Annotated in this window: 17 protein-coding genes; 11 read left to right on the top strand and 6 right to left on the bottom strand. The window is 68.5% G+C overall.

Annotated features, from left to right (window positions below):
• The first annotated feature begins 3 nt into the window (after positions 1-3).
• Positions 4-1,020, top strand: a complete 1,017-nt coding sequence (locus C1746_RS10125; protein WP_116714475.1) for a carbohydrate ABC transporter permease — start codon at positions 4-6, stop codon at positions 1,018-1,020.
• Here the strand turns inward: C1746_RS10125 and C1746_RS10120 are convergent.
• The gene (locus tag C1746_RS10120; RefSeq protein WP_116714474.1) at positions 1,017-2,096 is read right to left on the bottom strand and encodes a Gfo/Idh/MocA family protein; all 1,080 of its coding nucleotides are present in this window, start codon (positions 2,094-2,096) and stop codon (positions 1,017-1,019) included. The genes C1746_RS10125 and C1746_RS10120 overlap by 4 nt on opposite strands.
• 88 nt (positions 2,097-2,184) lie before the next feature.
• Here C1746_RS10120 and C1746_RS10115 point away from each other — a divergent pair, with 88 nt between their 5' ends.
• The 6 genes from C1746_RS10115 to C1746_RS10090 all read left to right on the top strand — a co-directional run bounded on the left by C1746_RS10115 (position 2,185) and on the right by C1746_RS10090 (position 7,439).
• On the top strand, positions 2,185-3,087 hold the full coding sequence (locus tag C1746_RS10115) for an aldo/keto reductase (protein WP_116714473.1): 903 nt from the start codon (positions 2,185-2,187) through the stop codon (positions 3,085-3,087).
• 77 nt (positions 3,088-3,164) lie between these two features.
• Positions 3,165-4,226, top strand: coding sequence for an LLM class flavin-dependent oxidoreductase (locus tag C1746_RS10110; protein ID WP_414627967.1), 1,062 nt, complete (start codon positions 3,165-3,167; stop codon positions 4,224-4,226).
• Between the two features lie 8 nt (positions 4,227-4,234).
• On the top strand, positions 4,235-5,269 hold the full coding sequence (locus tag C1746_RS10105; RefSeq protein ID WP_116714471.1) for a sulfite oxidase: 1,035 nt from the start codon (positions 4,235-4,237) through the stop codon (positions 5,267-5,269).
• A gap of 222 nt (positions 5,270-5,491) precedes the next feature.
• Entirely contained in the window at positions 5,492-5,743 is a 252-nt protein-coding gene (locus C1746_RS10100; protein ID WP_116715662.1) for a WhiB family transcriptional regulator, read from the top strand.
• 64 nt (positions 5,744-5,807) lie between these two features.
• Positions 5,808-6,053, top strand: coding sequence for a hypothetical protein (locus C1746_RS10095; RefSeq protein WP_116714470.1), 246 nt, complete (start codon positions 5,808-5,810; stop codon positions 6,051-6,053).
• Positions 6,054-6,164: 111 nt separating this feature from the next.
• A complete protein-coding gene (locus tag C1746_RS10090) occupies positions 6,165-7,439 on the top strand; it encodes an O-acetylhomoserine aminocarboxypropyltransferase/cysteine synthase family protein (RefSeq protein WP_116714469.1) in 1,275 nt (424 codons plus the stop codon).
• Between the two features lie 3 nt (positions 7,440-7,442).
• Here the strand turns inward: C1746_RS10090 and C1746_RS10085 are convergent, their stop codons facing one another.
• From C1746_RS10085 to C1746_RS10060, 5 genes are all read right to left on the bottom strand, one after another.
• Complete coding sequence (locus C1746_RS10085) at positions 7,443-8,909, bottom strand: sensor histidine kinase (protein ID WP_116714468.1); 1,467 nt, start codon at positions 8,907-8,909, stop codon at positions 7,443-7,445.
• Positions 8,910-9,004: 95 nt separating this feature from the next.
• Positions 9,005-11,635 carry a cell wall-binding repeat-containing protein gene (locus C1746_RS10080; protein ID WP_116714467.1) on the bottom strand — a complete coding sequence of 877 codons (2,631 nt, stop codon included), beginning with the start codon at positions 11,633-11,635 and terminating at the stop codon, positions 9,005-9,007.
• Positions 11,636-11,654: 19 nt separating this feature from the next.
• Complete coding sequence (locus C1746_RS10075; protein WP_116714466.1) at positions 11,655-12,026, bottom strand: sigma factor-like helix-turn-helix DNA-binding protein; 372 nt, start codon at positions 12,024-12,026, stop codon at positions 11,655-11,657.
• A gap of 81 nt (positions 12,027-12,107) precedes the next feature.
• Complete coding sequence (gene rsrA / locus C1746_RS10070; RefSeq protein ID WP_116714465.1) at positions 12,108-12,335, bottom strand: mycothiol system anti-sigma-R factor; 228 nt, start codon at positions 12,333-12,335, stop codon at positions 12,108-12,110.
• A 158-nt stretch (positions 12,336-12,493) separates the two neighbouring features.
• Complete coding sequence (locus tag C1746_RS10060; protein ID WP_116714463.1) at positions 12,494-13,138, bottom strand: sigma-70 family RNA polymerase sigma factor; 645 nt, start codon at positions 13,136-13,138, stop codon at positions 12,494-12,496.
• A gap of 128 nt (positions 13,139-13,266) precedes the next feature.
• On the opposite strand from C1746_RS10060, the gene C1746_RS22015 reads away from it, so the two are divergent.
• The 4 genes from C1746_RS22015 to C1746_RS10040 all read left to right on the top strand — a co-directional run bounded on the left by C1746_RS22015 (position 13,267) and on the right by C1746_RS10040 (position 19,285).
• Entirely contained in the window at positions 13,267-14,268 is a 1,002-nt protein-coding gene (locus C1746_RS22015) for a hypothetical protein (protein ID WP_162867597.1), read from the top strand.
• Positions 14,265-14,747 carry an Rv3235 family protein gene (locus tag C1746_RS10050; RefSeq protein WP_116714462.1) on the top strand — a complete coding sequence of 161 codons (483 nt, stop codon included), beginning with the start codon at positions 14,265-14,267 and terminating at the stop codon, positions 14,745-14,747. Before C1746_RS22015 ends, C1746_RS10050 begins: the two co-directional genes overlap by 4 nt.
• A 25-nt stretch (positions 14,748-14,772) precedes the next feature.
• A complete protein-coding gene (locus C1746_RS10045) occupies positions 14,773-15,723 on the top strand; it encodes an NUDIX hydrolase (RefSeq protein ID WP_116714461.1) in 951 nt (316 codons plus the stop codon).
• 178 nt (positions 15,724-15,901) lie between these two features.
• Positions 15,902-19,285 (top strand): cell wall-binding repeat-containing protein, encoded by a 3,384-nt coding sequence (locus C1746_RS10040; RefSeq protein ID WP_162867596.1) that lies wholly within the window; start codon positions 15,902-15,904, stop codon positions 19,283-19,285.
• Positions 19,286-19,339: the final 54 nt, after the last annotated feature.

Genomic DNA, 19,339 nt, shown 5'->3' with positions numbered 1-19,339 from the left:
GCCATGAGCAGCAGCACTGTTCCCGAGCCCGTTGTCGTCGAGAAGAAGGCCGACCCGTTCTCCGAGCGCAGCGACGTCGGCCTCCCGCCATCTGACGCGGGCGACGGACCCACCGACAAGGCCTATCGGTGGCTGAAGAGCCTGCCGACCGGCGCCCTGTGGATCATCGTGGCGATCTGGACCCTGCCGTCCCTGTCGCTGTTCATCAACTCGTTCCGCACCCGTGATGCCCAGCGCACATCGGGCTGGTGGGCTGATCTGTTCAACGGGGAGGCCTACACCCTCGAGAACTACAACACGGTCCTGTCGGCCGATGCCAGTGCCAGCCTGACGGACGCGTTCCTCAACTCAGCGGCCGTGACCCTCCCCGCGACGGTCATCCCGATCGCGATCGCGGCGTTCGCGGCCTACGCCTTCGCCTGGATCGACTTCAAGGGCCGCAAGGTCCTGTTCATCGCAACCGTCTCACTGCTGGCAGTGCCGCTGCAGGTGGCGCTGATCCCGATGCTGCAGCTCTACGTGGGCGGCGCACACCTGACGATCCCGCTGCTCGAGAAGACGATCACGCTGATTCCCGACTTCGACCTGGCCGGGACCACCACGGCGGTGTGGCTGACCCACACCGGGTTCGGGCTGCCCTTCGCGATCTTCCTGCTGCACAACTACATCTCGGGCCTGCCGCGAGAGCTGTTCGAGTCAGCACGCATCGACGGGGCCGACCACTTCACCGTGTTCTGGCGGCTGGTCCTGCCGTTGTCCATGCCGGTGCTGGCGGCCTTCGGGATCTTCCAGTTCCTGTGGGTCTGGAACGACTACCTGATCGCCAACACCATGGCGGGCTCCAACCCGGAGGCGCTGGTGATGACGATCCGCATCGCCAACCTGGCCGGTGACTTCGGCCGGAACGAGCATCTGCTGCCGGCGGCGGCGTTCGTGCAGACCGTCATGCCACTGATCGTGTTCTTCGGCCTCCAGCGCTACTTCGTCAGCGGTGTGCTGGCGGGCAGCGTGAAGGGTTAACCGGCAGGGTCCAGGACCTCAGCCATCGTCACGGCCCGCCGCTCCTCGATCGAGCGGTGGGCCGCGACTCCCATCGCGACGGAGAGCAGCCCGTCCTTCAGCGACACCTCCGGACGAATGCCGCTTCGGATCGCGTCCCGGAACATCGTGTGCTCGACGTAGCTGGAGCCCTCGTGGTGCCCCATGTAGGGCACCTCCGGTGCGGTGGCGGTCTCCACGTCGGGTGAGAACCACGACTCACCCCGTCGACCGATCGAGAACTCCGAGACGGGCAGCCGCGACTCCACGGTGGCGGCGTCACCCACGACGATGATCTGGGACTGATCACGGCCCGCTTCCGCGAACATGCACAGATCGAGGACGGCCCGAGCACCGCTGTCGTACTCCACGATCACGTAGGCGTTGTCCAGGATGTCCGGTGTCCGACCGTCGTAGGACTCGTTCAGGAAGTTGACGTCCTGCCCGCCGGACGCGAGGACTCGGACCGGTGTGGCCGCCGTGAGCAGGTTCATCAGGTCGAAGAAGTGGCAGGCCTTCTCGACCAGCGTCCCGCCTGTGTTCTCGTTGAACCGGTTCCAGTCGTCCACCTTCGGCAGGAACGGGAAGCGGTGCTCCCTGACGGAGACCATCCGCAGTGGTCCGGTCGTCCCCTTCTGGACCTCCTCGACCAGTCGGGCCACCGGCGGCATGAAGCGGTACTCCAGGCCCACCCAGGTGAGCGCCTCGCGGCCCTCGGCGGCGGCGATGACCGTCCGGCAGTCCTCGACGGTGGTGCACAGCGGCTTCTCGACCAGGATGTGCAGGTCCGTCTCCAAGAGGTCGAGCAGGATGTCCCGGTGCGTCATGTTCGGCGTGGCGACAACGACGGCGTCGACCCGGCCGGAGGCGAGGAGCTCGTGGTGGTCTTCGACGTAGGTGACATCCGCTCCGGCAAGGACCTCGGCGGCTGCAGCACGTGACGGCTCGTGCGGGTCTGCCACCGCCGTGACCACTGCCCCGTCGAGGTGCCGGAGGTTCATGATGTGCTCCTGGCCCATCATCCCGGCCCCGACGATGCCGTACCGAATCTCACCCATCCTGCGTTGTCCTTCTCCTCTGGGCGCCTGCAGCGCCGAACTGCGACCAGCCCGACGTGGGTGGCTCTGTCGATTTAGAGTACGGCCAATGTCTGAGCCCCTGACGACCACCCGCAGAACCGCCGTCGGCCAGTTCACCGTCACCCGCCTCGCCTTCGGCTGCTGGCGACTGGTCGACATGTCGACGTCCGAGGCGGCCGCCCGCATCAACGCCTGTCTGGACGCCGACATCACCCTGATCGACACGGCCGACGTCTACGGCCTCGATTGGGGCGGCTCGGGGTTCGGCGCGGCCGAGGAGCTGCTCGGCCAGGTGCTGGCCGCCGACGCCACGATCAGGGATCGGATCGTGCTGGCCTCCAAGGGCGGGATCATCCCCGGCGTGCCGTACGACTCGAGCGAGGAGTACCTCCGTCAGGCCGTGGAGGCGTCCCTGCGACGGCTCCAGACCGAGACGATCGACCTGTACCAGATCCATCGACCCGATCTCTACACCCACCCGGCCGATCTGGCTGGGACGTTGACCGCACTGCGGGAGGAGGGAAAGATCCGCGAGATCGGCGTCAGCAACGTCACGCCGGCCCAGTCACGTGCCCTGGCGGCCCACCTGGACGTGCCGCTGGCGAGCACCCAGCCGCAGTTCTCGGCCGCGCACCTGGATCCGCTGCAGGACGGGACCCTGGACCTGGCCATGGAGCTGGACATGGCCGTGCTGGCCTGGTCCCCGCTGCACGGCGGCGCCCTGGTCTCCGGCGACGACGTACGACCCGAGTTGGTGGGCGTCCTCGACCGGCTCGCCGAGCGCGAGTCGTGCAGCCGCGCCGACATCGCCCACGCCTGGATCCTGGCCCACCCATCCGGCGCCATGCCGATCCTCGGCACGCAGAACGTCGACCGGATCGCCGCAGCGCCCGACGTCTTCGACATCACCCTCACCCGTCCCGACGTCTACGACATCATCGAAGCCTCCCAAGGAGCACCCCTACCGTGAGCCCGGACCCCTCCGACGCAGACACGACCAGCGCAGACACGACCGGCGCAGACCCGACCGGCGCAACCCCCGTCGAGATCTCGTGGTTCGGCGCCCTGTGCGACGACGACTACGAGTTCCTCGGCCAACCCGACCCGTCCCTGCAGTCCAGCTACGAGCACTGCCGCGACATCACCCTGACCGCCGACCGGGCCGGGTATGACAACATCCTGCTGCCGTCCGGCTATCAGCTGGGGATCGACACGGTCGCCTTCGCCAGCGCCGTGGCGCCGCAGGTCGAGACGATGCAGCTGCTGACGGCTGTCCGCATGGGTGAGATGTGGGTGCCGCAGTTGGCACGGCAGCTCGCCACCATCGATCAGATGCTGGATGGCCGCCTGACGATCAACATCATCTCCTCCGACATCCCCGGTGAGACCCTCGAGTCGGCGCCCCGGTACCAGCGGACCGTGGAGTGGATGAAGGTCCTGCGTGCCCTGCTGAACCGCGAGTCCGTGGAGATGCACGGTGACTTCCTGGACCTGGAGCTGGACCCGCCGCGGATCGGCACGGTCTCCGGAACGTGCCCACCCTTCTACTTCGGCGGCTTCAGCGACAACGCCAAGCAGGTCGCGGCCGAGGAGGCGGACGTCTTCCTGACCTGGCCGGACACCGTCGCCTCGGTCGGTGAGACGATCGCGGACATGAACGGGCGTGCGGCCGAGTTCGACCGGACCCTGGCCTACGGGCTGCGCGCACACGTGATCGTGCGGGAGACCGAAGGGGCTGCGGTTGATGCCGCGAACCGACTGGTGTCAAAGCTCGACGACGAGGTGGGGGCCGGCATCAAGGCCAAGTCCCTCGACACCCAGTCAGTTGGCGTCAGCCGGCAGAACGAGCTGCGCGCCAACGCCTCCTCCGACGGGTTCGCCGAGGAGAACCTGTGGACCGGCGTCGGCCGGGCCCGGTCGGGAGCGGGCGCGGCCATCGTCGGCGACCCCGATCAGGTCCTCGCGAAGTTGCGGGCCTATCAGGAGGTCGGGGTCAACGCCTTCATCCTGTCCGGCTACCCCCACATCGCGGAGTGCCAGCTGTTCGCCGAGCACGTGCTGCAGCGCATCGATCACGCGCCGCTGCGACACTCCCTCGCGACGGTCTGAGTCAGGAGATGAGCGATCTCCAACGGACCGTCGTCGACGAGCTGAACGAGGGCACGCCCCTGGAGGCCCTGGACGGGAGGCTGCTCGACCCCGAGCAGTTCTACGTCCGCAGCCACTTCCCCACACCGGTCGGTCTGGAGGCCGGCTACCGCCTCACCATCTCCGGCCTGGTGGGTGACCCCATCCAACTGACCGTCGACGAGCTGCGGCAGCTGCCCCAGCGAGAGCTGAACGTGACGCTCGAGTGTGCCGGCAACGGGCGGACGGCCCTCGACCCGAAGGCCCCTGGCACCCCGTGGGGCTTCGGTGCCGCCGGTGTCGCCACCTGGGCCGGGGTCTCGGTCAGGGATGTGCTGGACCGCGCGGCCTTCGACCCGCAGGCCATGCACCTGCTTGCGATCGGCGCCGACTCCGGTGAGGAGGACGGTGCCGTCATCCCCTACTCACGGTCGCTGCCGCTCTCGCGTGCCCTGCACCCCGACACGTTGCTGGCCCTCGACATGGACGGGCGGCCGCTCACCACGGAGCACGGCGCCCCGGTCCGACTGATCGTGCCGGGCTTCTACGCCATGGCATCGGTCAAGTGGGTCGTCGAGCTGAGCGTGCGGCAGGCCGAGTTCCACGGCTGGTTCCACCAGGAGCGCTACTGCTACCTCGAGGACTCGTTGGCGGGGGAGGGTGCCCCGGTCACCGAGATGCGCGTGCGGTCGATCATCGCCTCACCCGGTGAGGACGAGGACCTCCGTGCCGGTCAGGCGACCACCATCCGAGGGTCGGCCTGGTCGGCACAGGAGGGGGTCTCCGCCGTCGCCGTCAGCACGGACGGCGGGCGGACCTGGATCGATGCCGAGTTGGGCGAGTCCCAGGGCAAGTACGCCGCACGTGGCTGGACCTGCGCGTGGACCCCCGACCAGCCAGGGACCTACGAGGTGTGGTCCCGGGCCACCGACGGCCATGGGCGCAGCCAACCCCTCACCCAGCGCTGGAACCGCCTGGGGTACGGCAACAACATCGTGCACAAGCGACGGCTGACGGTGAGCTGAGTCGCAGCGGTGACGTCAGTTGCGAAACATCACAGACGATCGCGTTCTTTTGCAAGCAGGCCCTAGACGTCATGGGTCGTGGACGCTAGGCTCCTACCTGTGTGGTTGCTTGTGACCGGCTTCACAATTCCCGGTTTCACAACTGGGTGACCAACGTCCACTCACCTCGCCTGTGCTCGCGACCCTGTGTGCGCACGCGACACACCTCAAGGAGCCAGCATGCTGACCTGGCGCAGTAGATCCGCGTGTCTCAACGTCGACCCCGAGTTGTTCTTCCCGATCGGGAGCACGGGGCCGGCCGTCGAGCAGACTGCTCGAGCCAAGGCCGTGTGCAACTCGTGTGAGGTCGTCGCGGAGTGTCTGGAGTGGGCGCTGGACACCAACCAGGACGCTGGTGTCTGGGGTGCGCTGAACGAGGACGAGCGGCGCGCGCTGCGTCGGCAACGGCAACGTCGGCGTCGCCTGGCCAGCTAGAGCGGGAACGGCGCGATCGTGGACTTCTTCGTCTGGGGCCGACCAACTTCACGATCGCGCAGCCATGGCCGCACCTGAGCCCTACCTCGCACCCCCGACCGAGGCATCACCCCGACCTCGGCTCGACCGACTGCGCGGACCGCTCTGGGTCGTGATCGCCCTGGTGATCCTGGGTGCGGCCGCGGCCTTCGGGATCCTGGCCGACCGGCAGGACCCGACACTCGACGTCCCAGGCGCCGATTCCGGCGTGCCGGACCTGCCCGCCGAGGAGCGCCCCGGCGTGCCGGGCCTGCCGGACCGCGGGCCGTAGCGCCGTCAGGCCGTCCGCTTCACGGTTTGCACCCCCGGCATATGGAGCGCCCGCGCGCCGTGGACTACGGTTGCGCCCCCAGCAGGACCTCAAGCCACAGAGAGTGACACCATGCGCGACGAAACCATCGCACTCCACACCGGGTACGAGCCCGAGCCCACCACCAAGTCCGTAGCCGTCCCGATCTACCAGACGGTCGCGTACGAGTTCGACGACGCCCAGCACGGCGCCGACCTGTTCAACCTGGCCGTGCCCGGCAACATCTACACGCGGATCATGAACCCCACGACCGACGTGCTCGAGCAGCGCGTCGCGGCGCTCGAGGGCGGTGTCGCAGCCCTCGGGGTCAGCGCTGGCAGCGCAGCCATCAACTACTCGGTGCTGACCATCGCCAAGGCCGGCGACAACATCGTCAGCGTCCCCATGCTCTACGGCGGCACCTACACCCTGTTCCGCCACATGCTCCCCGAGCTCGGCATCGACTGCCGCTTCGCCGACAGCGACTCGCCGGACGACCTGGAAGCCAAGATCGACGGGGACACCAAGGCCGTCTTCCTGGAATCGATCGGCAACCCCGCTGGCAATATCCCCGACCTCGAGGCCATCGCGGAGATGGCCCACCGGCATGGCGTCCCCGTGATCGTCGACAACACCGTTGCGACGCCGGCGCTGATCAAGCCGATCCAGTGGGGCGCCGACATCGTGGTCCACTCCCTGACCAAGTACATGGGCGGCCACGGCACCACCCTGGGTGGGATCATCGTCGACGGTGGGACCTTCCCGTGGGCCGACCACGCCGACAAGTACCCGGGGCTCACCCAGCCCGAGCCGGCCTATCACGGCGTCGTCTACACCGACGCGCTCGGCCCGGCCGCCTACATCGGCCGTGCCCGGACCGTGGCGCTGCGCAACACCGGGTCCGCGATCGCCCCGACCAGTGCGTGGCAGATCCTCCAGGGCATCGAGACGCTCAACCTCCGGATGGAGCGACACACCGCCAACGCCCAGGCCGTTGCCGAGTTCCTGGAGGGGCACGCAAGCGTCGAGTGGGTCGAGTACGGCGGGTTGGAGGGCTCGATCAACCACGAGATGGCCAAGAAGTACACGGCCGGCCGTCCCTCGGCGCTGCTGACGTTCGGGATCACGGGTGGCTTCGAAGCTGGCGAGCGGTTCTATGACGCCCTGGAGCTCTTCACCCGCCTGGTCAACATCGGTGACACCAAGTCGCTTGCGGCCCACCCCGCGTCGACGACGCACCGTCAGCTGAGCGAGGAGGAGTTGGTGACCGCCGGCGTCACGCCGGACATGATCCGGCTCTGCATCGGCATCGAGCACATCGACGACATCCTGGCCGACCTGGAGCAGGCCCTGAAAGCCAGCGCCTAGATCTCAGCCGCTCACCTGCAGGGGGATCACGATCTCGACGGCGGTGCCCTGCTCCGGCTCCAGGCTGTGCAGGGTGCCGCCCAACTCACTGCCCACCAGGGTCCGGACGATCTGCAGACCCAGGTTGGAGAGGGACTCGAGCGTCACGCCCTCGGGTAGGCCCCGTCCGTTGTCCGACACGATGATGGACAGGGTGCTCGAGTGCCGGTCGAACGCAATGTCGACGGCGCCACGCCGGGCGGAGAAGTCGAACTCGACGAACGCGTGCTCGACGGAGTTCTGCACCAGTTCGGTCAGGACCAGAGCCAGGGGTGTGGCCACCTCCGCCGGCAACTCCCCAGGGTCGCCGGTCACGGTGAACTCGACGGGGGTGTCGGGTGAGACCAGCCCTTCGCGGAGCATGTCGACGATCCGAGTCGCGATCTCGGAGAACATCGCCTCCTGCCGCGCCTCCCGCGACAGGATCTCGTGGACCAGTGCGATGGAGGAGATGCGGCGGACGGACTCAGCCAGGGCCTCCCGCCCCTCGTCGCTGGCCATGCGACGGCCTTGCAGTCGGAGGAGCGAGGCCACCGTCTGCAGGTTGTTCTTCACCCGGTGGTGGATCTCGCGGATCGTCGCGTCCTTGACGCGGAGGGCCTTCTGGTGCCGCCGCCGCTCGGTGATGTCGCGGACGAGGACCAGCGCGCCGGTGAGTTGATCGCCCTCCAGCAGCGGCATGAATCGGCGGAGGACCACCGAGCCGTCGTGCTCGATCTCCTCCATCACCGCGATGTTGCCGTCCAGGGCGGCGTGGGCGTCGCCCGGCCGGGGGTCGATGTCGGCGATGTTCTGGCCGTGAACCGCGTCGACGTGCCCCAGCCGACGGTAGGCGCTGATGGCGTTGGGCGAGGCGTACGTGACCGTCCCGCCGGCGTTGATCCGGATGATGCCGTCGCCGACGCGTGGGGAGGCGTCGCTGTCCTCGGGTCGGTCACCGACCGCGTAGGGGAACGTGCCGGCCGCCATCATCACGGCCAACTGGGAGGCAGCCTGCAGGTAGGTGAGTTCCAACTGGGAGGGCGACCGGGCCGTGGCGACGTTGGCCTCGCGGCTGATCACGGCGATGATGCGGTTGCCGTATCCCACCGGGATGGCCTCCTCCCGGACCGGCACACCGGTCGACCAGTCCGGGTCGGCGTCGCGGATGACCCGCCCCTCGGCGAACCCCCGGCCCACCATCGGCCGTTGGTGCCGGAGGAAGAAGTCGCCGACCAGGTCGTCGACGTAGATCGTCTGAGCGGTGTAGGGCCGCATCTGACCGATGCAGCGGTACCCGGCGTCCTGGCCCTCCTTGGCCGGCACGAACAGCAGCAGATCGGCGAAGGACAGGTCGGCCACGATCTGCCACTCGGCCAGCAGGTGACGGATGTGACGAACCTCGTGCGTGGACAGATCGGTCTCACCCAGCAGGTCCGTCAGCACGCTCATATCGCGATCCTACGTCTCGGTTGGGATCCCACGTCTCGGTTGGACGGGTCGACCGTCGCGCGCCACCGACCGAGCGCAAGTCGGTCCAGCGGGGGTCAGTCCAGCAGCGCGGTGGCCTCGGTCGTGACCGCGTCGGAGACCAACGACGGCCGTCCGACCACCGTGACCGGATCGAGATCCCGATCGGTGAGGAACGCCGCGGCGGCCGACGACAGCTGCTCCCCCTGGGTCAGGATCAGGGGGGCATCGTGGCGGGCCGACAGCGGCGCGGAGGCCAAGGCGTAGGCCCAGGCGTCCGCCTCGAAACCCTCGGCCAGGATGACCCCGCTGGTCCGGTCGGTCCACAGGTCCTGGGCGATGGCCACTGCAGTGGCCGTGCGGTCCGGTCCCGCCAACCGGGTGCCATCCGGTAGGTCGAACGCAACCGCCTGAGACAGCGCTGCTTGACCACCGAGGATGAGCGTCTGCTCGATGCCCAGGTCGCGCAGTGCGTCGCGGGTCTGCGGCGACAGAGCCTCCTGGTCGCTGAGGAGCACCGGCACCCCGGCCGCGGCGCCGTAGGCCCCGCCGGCGAGCGCATCAGCCCACGGCGCGGCGTCGTCCGGCCCTGCCCGCGCGATCATCGCCGTCGTCGCGCCGGACTCGGCGACCACCTGGCCCGCGATGGCGGCCGCGGTGTCGATCCGCGTGGGGCCCGCCAGCCGGCGGACGCCGCCGTGGTCCCGGACCAACTCGGAGGTGACCGCCGAGTCGATGGCCGCTGTCCCACCAAGGACATAGATGACGGCGTCGGTCGACAGGATCCGGTCGAGCTCGTCCGCCACACGAGGGTCGAGGTGGTCGGATGTGGTCAGCAGCAGTGGTCCAGCCCCGCCGGCCAGCGGTCCACCGGCCAACGCATCGGCGAACACGTCGTGCCGAGCGATCACCGCACGGTCCACCGTGCCGTCATCGAACGTCGTGGCACTGATCGCAACCGCCGCACCGATGGCGTCATCGACGTCGCCGACCCGGCGGAAGAGGTCGAGGGTGAGGTCGACCGGCCGGGTCAGGGTCACGAACTCGTCGACCGTGACCTCAACGGCGTACCGGCCCGGTCCGATGGCCTGATCGCGCCACACCACATCGACGTCGCCCTCGCCCTCCTGCTGGAAGACCGGCTCGCCGCCAGGATCCAGGACCTCGACCACCCACGCGACACCCGGGGCAAGCTCGCCCGAGATCCGCACCGGTGTTCCCAACCGTCCGTCGCCGTCGACCGTGACCGCGGTGGGTGAGACGCCGATGTCGTCGGTCTCCGGCGCGAGGAACGGCAGCCGCCCGACGGCCGTACGACGTTCAGCCGCGGTCACCGTGTAGGTGTACTCGCCCGGCCGGAATCGCTCTCCAGCCAGGGGCACCTCCAACTCGACGTCCTCCCCCTCCCCGGCCGCGGAGCCGAGCGGTGTGCCCATGGGATCGGTCAAGGTCACCTCCCACTCCCCGGGCGGGCTCATCGTGGCGCGCACCGTCACCTGATCGACATCGGCGCGGCCACCGCTGAGGGTGACGGCCTCCACGTCCGCCCGGTGATCGATGATCTGGTTCCCCAGCCGGTCGTCCACGCGGTCCCGCAACGTCGGCAGTTGGTCGATGATCGGGTTGCCGGGACACGTCGTGAACTTGACGTCGCGGTGGGCCACCAGGTTGTCGAGGAGTGCGATCTCCCCCTCGGCGTACTTCTCCGAGCCGTAGCTGCGCACCTCGGCCACGCCGTGGGCGGAGAAGTGGTGGATCTCCGCCAGCCAGGCCACGAGGTCGACCACACCGTCCAGCGCGGCTGGCGAGGGGCCGGCGAACTCGAAGTTGCCCATCAGCGCGATGCCGGTCGACCCGGTGTTGAACCCGGCAGCCTGGGAGCCGACCACCGGCTCCGTCAGTCCTCCCGCCCGGCCCTCGAAGATCCGGCCGAAGCGATCGATGAGGAAGTTGTAGCCGAGGTCGTCCCAGCCCAGGCTCTGGACGTGGTAGGCCTGCGCCGACCGGAGGATGGCCGGGACGTCCTCGCGCGCGTAGCCATTGATCCCGACGGTGTGGTGCAGGAAGGCCCGGTCGACCTGCAGGGCGTACGCGGGCTCCGTCCGGACGATGCTCTCGTCGGCACCCCACTCCGCGCGGCTGATGATCGTCGGCTGCTCCGGACTGGCCGGCGGATCGGGAGGTGCCAGGGGGTCCGGTTCGTCCCCGGACCAGGCCTGGGTCACACCGTCGGCAAACCGCTGCGCCCAACTGCGGTCCTGACCGAACGGATCGAGCAGCACCACCTCCGCCCCGGGACGCAGTTCGCCGAGAACCCTGATCTCCACGCGATCGGCCGGCCCCGTGAAGACGGGCTGGGTCCAACTGCCAGACGTCGCGTTCTGCGCTTCGGCGCTGGCAGGATCGGGGCCGTCGTGCAGAGCCGGCAGTGCGGACCAGGGACCGAACGTCTCACCGGTTTGAGCGGTCCGAATCTCGGCAGTGACCGGCTCCGGGGTGTGCAGACCAACCATCGCGAAGGCCCCGACCGGACCGGGGTCGACCGAGGTCCAGAGACCGGTGGTGGCAAACGACGCGTCCGGGCCGGCCGACCCCGGCGCCAACGGAACGACCTGTGCGGTGACGGGGGCCGCCGCCTGCACCGGCGCAGGTGCAACGGGCAGAACCGCCACGAGCAGGACGAGCAGGAGGCCAAGCCTGACGGCCACGGGTTCCGGGTCCCGGTCGCTAGTTGCCGAGGAACCGTTCGAGGCCCTTCAGCGGGCCGATCTGCCGGATGCGTTCGAAGGCCCGGGCCTCGATCTTCTTGACCTCGGGGATGGTCATGCCCATCATCTTGGCCACCTCGCCAGGCTTCATCGGTTGGCCGTCCACCAACCCCATGCGGGCTTCGAGCACACGCCGTTCGACCTCGGGCAGCCGCTTCAGGAGGCTGAGGAGCTTGCTGCGGAGGCGGACCGCCTCCTGCTCCTCCGTGCTCCGGCTGTCCCGACGCCCACCCTTACCGGAGCGGCGGTTGCTCCGGCCCTCACCCCCCTGCTTGGGGCGGGGCGACTGCTGACCGCGCGAGTCGCGTCCGGTCTCTGGCTTGGAACTCATCGTGCCGCAAGGCTAGGTGGGACATCCTGCCGTCGCACTGAGGCACCGCTCATCCTTCCCCGCTGACTGCGCTGCGGCGGGTCAGCTGAGCTGGAGGCGGGACATGATCCCATCGACCAGACCGGCGGGGGCGCTGTCGCGGCACTTCGTGGCCACCAACTCACGCAGACGTCGTTCGAAGTCGGCGCGGTGGAGGCACGGCGGGCAGTCCTGCAGGTGCTGCTCGATCACCTGCTCCGCGTCACTGGCGCACTCGCCGTCCAGGAAGAGCTCCAGGCGTTCGAGCAGGGCGTCACATTGGTCACTCATGGCAGTCACCCATGGCGGTCACTCTTGGCATTTCCAGGATTGGCATGGTCAGGATTGGCATGGTCACGATTGGCATGGTCACGATTGGCATGGTCACGATCGGTCATGGTGGGGTCCTTGTCGCTCTGACGGCCGCGATGGCGTGCTGGACGCAAGCGTCAGGTGCTGGTGCTCTCGTCCGGGGAGATGATCCCGTACCGCACGGCGTGGTCGTACAACGCCTTTTGCAGTGCGCTTCTTCCCCGATGCAGTCGACTCATGACTGTCCCGATCGGTGTCTCCATGATCTCGGCGATCTCGGCGTAGCTGAAGCCCTCCACGTCAGCCAGGTAGACCGCGGTCCGAAACTGCTCCGGCAGGTCGTCGAGCGCCCCCTTGACCGCATCGGCCGGCAGCTGCTGCATGACCTCGAACTCGGCCGAGGGCGAGGTCCCACCTTCGAGTCGGTCGAACAGTGAGAAGTCACCGGCATCGTCCAGGTTGTCGCGCACCCCGTCAGCCGAGACCTCATTCGGGCGGCGTTGCTGCTTGCGATAGGAGTTGATGTAGGTGGTCGTCAGGACCCGATAGAGCCAGGCGCGAAGGTTGGTACCCGGCTCGTACTGGTGGAACGCCGCGTAGGCCTTGGCCATCGCGTCCTGCACCAGGTCTTCGGCATCGGATCGGTTGCGGGTGTACCGCATCGCCGCCCCGAAGAGCTGATCGACGTATGGCATCGCGTCAGCGGCGAACCGCTCCCGGCGCTCCTCGTCGGTCAGCACCTGCCTGACGGGTCCGCTGGGTGCCGTCTGGTTCGTTGCCATGACCGCGGATTCTATCGAGTTCCCGCACACCGCTTCAGACAAACTCAAATCGTTTTAACACTTGTAAACTAGCCTCAACGTGTCATAGTGTCCCTCAACCTCGATCGTTCGGACGAAAGGCGACACGGATGGACAGTGCGGAACTGGACCGGTGGTTGGACGAGGACCTCGGCCCGCAGCCCGATCAGGTCGACACGGGGTGGGAACCCTCGCCCGCAGTAACCCCCCGGTCCGCTGAACGAGGGAGGCCGGAGGGGAGGCCACAGGGCCGGCTCTGGCTGCTGATCGGCGGAGTCGCAGCGGCCATCTGGATCGTGGTGATGGTGGTGGTCTCACAGGGCGACGGGGACCAGGACGGCCCCGTCTCGACCACGCCCAGCCCACCTCCGGACGACGCCGCGGTCGACGACGATCTGATCGCCCCCGTCCCCACAGCAGGCTCCGACCCCGCCGGCGGCCTCTCCGAGGTGGCCGTGGAGGCGACCCCGACGGCGGCCCTCGACCCGCCTCAGGAGCTGCCGACGACGTTCCGCGCAGTGGGTCCCGCGACGGCGGCGCTTCGGGCTCGCCTGACCGCCGAATCGGAGGGGCACACCAGCTACCTGGAGTGGGCGACCCCTGTCGAGGTGGTGCCGCTGGGTGCCGGGGTCGACCTCGTGGTGCTCGACGCCATCTGGCTGGCCGGTCCGACGGGTGAGGGGCTGGGCCAGGTGCACCAGGCCCGCTGGGCCGTTCCAGTTGCCGACGACGGCCGGGTCCTGTCCGCACCGTGGCCGCACAGCGCCGCACCACCGCAGGAGCGCGAGGTGGCCGAGCCGCCGATGGGCACGGTCCGCATCGGCGAGGTGGAGCAAGCGGTCCGTGCAGCGGGCTGGACCGACGTCACCGTCGTCGGCAGCGATCCGCATCCGCTGCTCCCCGGGGCAGTCACGGCTCTGGTTGAGGGTGTGCCGCCGGGCGGTGGGGATGTGACGGCTGAGGTCGTGTGGTTGCACGAGGACACGGACGGCTCGCTGCAGGTCCCGGGGGCATCCCTGGACGCTGTCGACGCCGCAGCCCCGGACGTCGCGGCGCCGTCGGAGGACATCGAGCTGCAGGCCAGCCAGAAGAGCGACGAGGCATTTCGGTGAGCAGCCGGTTCCAGCAAGCGGTCGTGGTTCACTGGATTCGAGGGTTCGTCGAGCTGCTGCTCGAGGTCGAGGCCGGTCGTCGGCCACGGCGACACCTCCGCCGGTTGGTCCACCCCGACTTCTATACGCGGTTGGGTGGCGACCCCATCCCACCGCACACCACGGCGGTGGTTGGAACGGTCAGACTGCAGTCCAGACCGGGGAGCCACGAAGCGGCGGTGACGGTGGTCCACTCCTCCACGAGCGGAGGGGCCAGGGTCCGGGTGCTTGCGGTTGCGATGCGACCGGTCGACGGCATCTGGGTGGTCACCGAGGCGTGCGGGCCTGAGGCCCGGGACGTCGAGATTGCCTCGTGGTCGCAGGAGGAGGACGCGGAGCTGGCGTGGACCGACCTCGCGGAGGTCGATCGGGTCGAGCCACAGGACTCGCCGACATGGCAGCTTCCGGCCGGCTGGCGTCGTCCGGTGCGCGCGGCCTGAGTCGCCGCGGCTACGCTGCCGGGTCGTGACGACCTCACCGTTTGGTAGCGCCGCACTGCTCGAACTCGTCCACGATCTGATCCCGTCGGGCTCGCGTGTGCGGTCCGAGGACGAGGGGCTCCGGGCGGCTGTTGAGGCGCTGGGGCAGACGTGGCACACCACGGAGGACGCGGCCGACGTGGTCCTGCTCCTGGACGGCAGCCTGGCAGGCGCCGGCGTCCACGCCTCGGGGATGGTCGACCGTGCCGCAAGGCAGTGCCGACCGGGTGGGCTGATCGTCGCCGCCGCTCCGTCGGCGGTGTACCTGCGCTTGACCGGTCGGGGCCAGGACGCCACGCCGGCCCTGTCGGCCGACGACCTCGACCACCTGTTGCGCGAGCGTGGGGTCGAGGTCGAGCTGCTGGCGGGGCCGGGAGCCGCAGCACACGTCGGCGGCCGGCCCTATGCGGGACGTGCCGATCTGGCCCTGGATCGGTCGGCAGGTCTCCGCGACGCCGGTCCGGTGGTCCTCGCCGTCGGGCGAACCCCGCCGTCCGAGACGGACCGGTCGCGGGTCTTCTACACCTCCATCGCCACGAAGATCGTGTCCGCCTCGACGATGTGTCTGGACGACGCCGGCCGACTGCTCATCGTCTTCGACAGCTTCAAGGGGTGCTGGACGTTGCCGGGTGGCCTGGTCGACCGGGCCGAGAGTCCGCAGGATGCGGCCGTGCGAGAGACCCTCGAGGAGGGTGGTGTGCCGGTCGAGCCCGGCGACCTGCTCGGCGTGTTCGCCCACGACCACCCGGACCGGATCAACCTGATCTACGGGGTCACGCCCACGGAGGCCGTGCCCTCCCCAGAACCGCTGCACACCCACGAGATCGCCGAGGCCCGCTGGGCACCGGTCGCCGAGGCACTCCAACTGCTGGCCCCCTACATGGCCCGCAAGGTGCGGCGCTGCTTGGACGATCCCGGCTCGACGGCGGTGCTGTGACAGACGGTCCCTGACGAGGTTCTTACAGGATGTATCAGGTCGTCTGATCCTTGCTCATTCCTGACATGCGACGGTCGAAGTCCTTACACCTGCTGGTGTTCACCTCGACCTGACGCAATGATCCCCTGAGTCGGCCACTGCATCGGTCGGCATCGAGTCAAGGAAAGAGGGACCCCCTGTGAAGAACCACTCCAAGCTTGCTGCGCGCACATCTGGTGTGCTGCTGCTGGCACTACTCGCGTCCGTGATGGCCCTGGTGGCGGCGCCGGCATCTGCCGCGGCACCCACCGGCCCGGTGGAACTCATCAGCGTGAACGCTGACGGGAACGCCGCCGGTGACGACCAGAGCAACGGCGTGCCGTCCATCTCCGACGACGGCCGCTACGTCGCGTTCCAGTCGCGTGCCACCGACCTGATCGACGGCCTGACGGACGCCAACGGCGCGAATCTCGGCGACGTCTACCTCCGCGATCGGATGCTCGGCACCACCACGCTGATCAGCTACGCCGCCGGCTCTCCGACCACCACCGCCTCCGGTGGGTCGTCCGGGAACCCCGTCATCAGCGACGACGGCCGCTACGTCGTGTACGACTCCTTCGCCACGAACATCGTGACCGGCCAGACCGACCAGAACAACGAGCGAGACGTGTTCGTCTACTCGGTCTCCAGTGGCATGAACACGCTGGTCAGCCACGCCTCGACCGACGACTCGACCACCTGTGACAACGGTCAGTCGCTGGGACAGGACATCTCCGACGACGGCGCTTACATCGCCTTCCAGTCCCTCTGCGACGACCTCGTCACCAACCAGAACGCCGGAGGTGCCTTCAGCAACGTCTTCCTCTACGACCGCGCGGCCAACACGACCATCGACGTGGTCAGCCGTCCCAACGCCGTCAACCCGGCGAACATCACGGTCGGCGACGGCGCCTCGACGAACCCCGACATCAGTGGTGATGGCAGCCGAGTCGTCTACACCACCCAGGCGACCAACATCGGTGCCGGCGACGGCGGCAACGGTGTCAGCGACATCGGCTACTACCGCCAGCCGGTCGGCAACCAACCGACACTCAGCGTCACCCTGACCTTCGGCTTCGACGGAAACTCCGGCAACGCATCGGTCTCGGACAATGGCGAGTACGTGGCGTTCGACACCGAGGCAACCAACGTCGACGGGACCGACACCAACGGCAACGTCGATGTCGCCCTGGCCACGATCCCGGTCGGCCAAGCTCCCACGTTTGTGTACGCATCGACGAACACGGCCGGGAACGACACCGGTGACAGCTTCAGCGACAAGCCACAGATCTCCGGCGACGGCTCGTACGTGGCCTTCCTGACCCTGGCCGACGACATCGTCGACGCCGCACCGTTCCGGTCCGGAACGAACTGGGATGTCGTCCGGTACGGCCGCTCCAGCGGCGACGTCGAGTTGGTCAGCATCAACACCCTCGGCAATGCTGGCGGCAACGGCGATTCCGGCTTCCCGAACAGCGGGTTCGTGGGCCTCGACATCTCCGACGACGGCAACACCGTGATCTTCAGCAGCGAGGCGTCCAACCTCGGCCTGACCGACAACAACGCGGAGGATGACGTCGCCGTGACGGACTTCCCCTCCGGTGACGTGACGGTGCTGTCCAGCAACGCCAACGCCAGCACCACCGGCAACGACGAAGCTGACGCACCGGTGATCTCATCGGACGGCATGAACGCTGCCTTCCGCTCCGACGCCTCCGACCACACGCTGATCAACGACAACAACAACGATCCCGACATCTTCGCGGTCGGCGAGTTGGAGGAGGAGGACCTCGAGCTGTCCATCGCTCCCTCATCGGTCATCGAGGGCGACGACGGCACCGTCGACCTGACGTTCACCGTCTCCCTCTCGGGCCCAGCGCCTGGTCCTGGACCGGTGACGGCGGACTACGCCACCACCGATGGATCGGCGACCGGTGGGCCATCCTCCGGTCCCGGAATCGACTACCGCACCTCCTCGGGCACCGTCTCGATCGCGGCTGGCTCGTCCTCGGGCACCATCACGGTCCCGGTCTACGGCGACACCGACATCGAGCCCGACGAGACCTTCACGGTGACGCTGTCCAATCCGTCCTCAGGCGTCGTGCTGGCCGGCTCGGGCGGCGGCTTTGCCACCGGCACCATCATCGATGACGACGATGACGTGATGGTTCAGGGCGAGAACGTCACCTACGACGGCGTCAACGACACGCTGCGCGTCAACATCAACCCGATCGAGACGGGCATGGTCGACACGGCCAGTGCCACCGACATCTCGATCAACTACTCCCGCAACCTGTACCCGACCCCGGATCCGGGGAGCCAAGGCTCCGCAGGTCAAGGTCCGGCTCGTGAGGCGCTGCTGGCCACCGATGCCGTGTTCGCCGACGCGTTGGCCTCCGGCGCCCTGCAGGGCAACACCGTGACCGGCGGTCGTCCGCTGCTGCTGACCGACACCAACCAGCTCTCGCCGAGCGTGGTGGCTGAGTTGGAGCGACTGGACGTCGAACTGGTCCACATCCTCGGTGGCGTCGTGGCGATCAGCCAGACCGTCGAGGACGACCTCAACCAGCGGGGCTTTGCCACCAACCGGTTCGAGGGGCCCTCGCGACTGGAGACCGCCATCGACATCGCGAGCGGCGCCTACCCGACGGCCACCACCGCCATCCTGGCCCGAGCCTTCGCCGGCCCCGACGGCGATGACACCCAGGCGTTCGCGGACTCCATCGCGGCCGGCTCCTGGGCGGCCGAGCGCGGCTGGCCGTTGCTGCTGACCCAGACCGAGGTGCTGTCCACCTCGACCCGGGAGTACCTGGACTCCGCCACGATCACCACGATCAACATCGTCGGCGGTACCGCCGCGGTGTCCACCGAGGTGGAGCAGGAGCTGCGCGACCGTGGCCTGACGGTCAACAGGATCGAAGGTCCCAGCCGCTTCGACACCGCCCTGGCGATCGCCGCGGCGCGTGGCTACACCAGTGAGTCCGACGCCGCCCAGGTCATGCTGCTGGAGGGTCAGGCGCCAGATGCCTGGGTCGCCGGGTTCACCGGTGCCGGGTACTCAGCCAGCAACGGCGCACCCATCGTGCTCGGCGTCGAGTCGGTCATCCCCGGTCAGACGGTTGCGTTCCTGCAGCCCACCGGTCCGATGCCGCGGGTGGATGAGGACAACGTCGACGGGTACGTGCTCGTCTGCGGCATCGCCACCAGCCGGTGCGACGAGGGCCGCGGCCTGCTGGGCCTGCCGTCACTGGCCGAGGCCAGTGAGCCCATGGGTTCCTACGCCAAGGGCGCAACGGCAACGTTCGAGCTGACCGGCACCTACGACTCGTCGTCGTACCGGACGGTCATCACCTGCGGTGAGGGTCCCTCGGTGGAGACCGGTACCGGCGGTCCGACCAGCCACATGGATGGTCAGCCCGCCAACTCGATCGGGGTCACGATCCCGGCTGACACACCCTCCGGGGAGTGCATCGTGGCCGTGGTGCTGACCTACAGCAACGGCAGCGCCCAGACCATCGCGGCTCGGATCACCGTGACCGACTAGATGGTGAATCGGGTGATCTGCTGATCATCGACGGTCGGACCCCCGCACGCGTGC

Origin of the sequence: Euzebya tangerina, from assembly GCF_003074135.1 — a bacterium.
GTDB classification, from domain to species: domain Bacteria; phylum Actinomycetota; class Nitriliruptoria; order Euzebyales; family Euzebyaceae; genus Euzebya; species Euzebya tangerina.
Note: the sequence above shows the minus strand (reverse complement) of the source record. Positions and strands in the feature narration are given on the sequence as shown.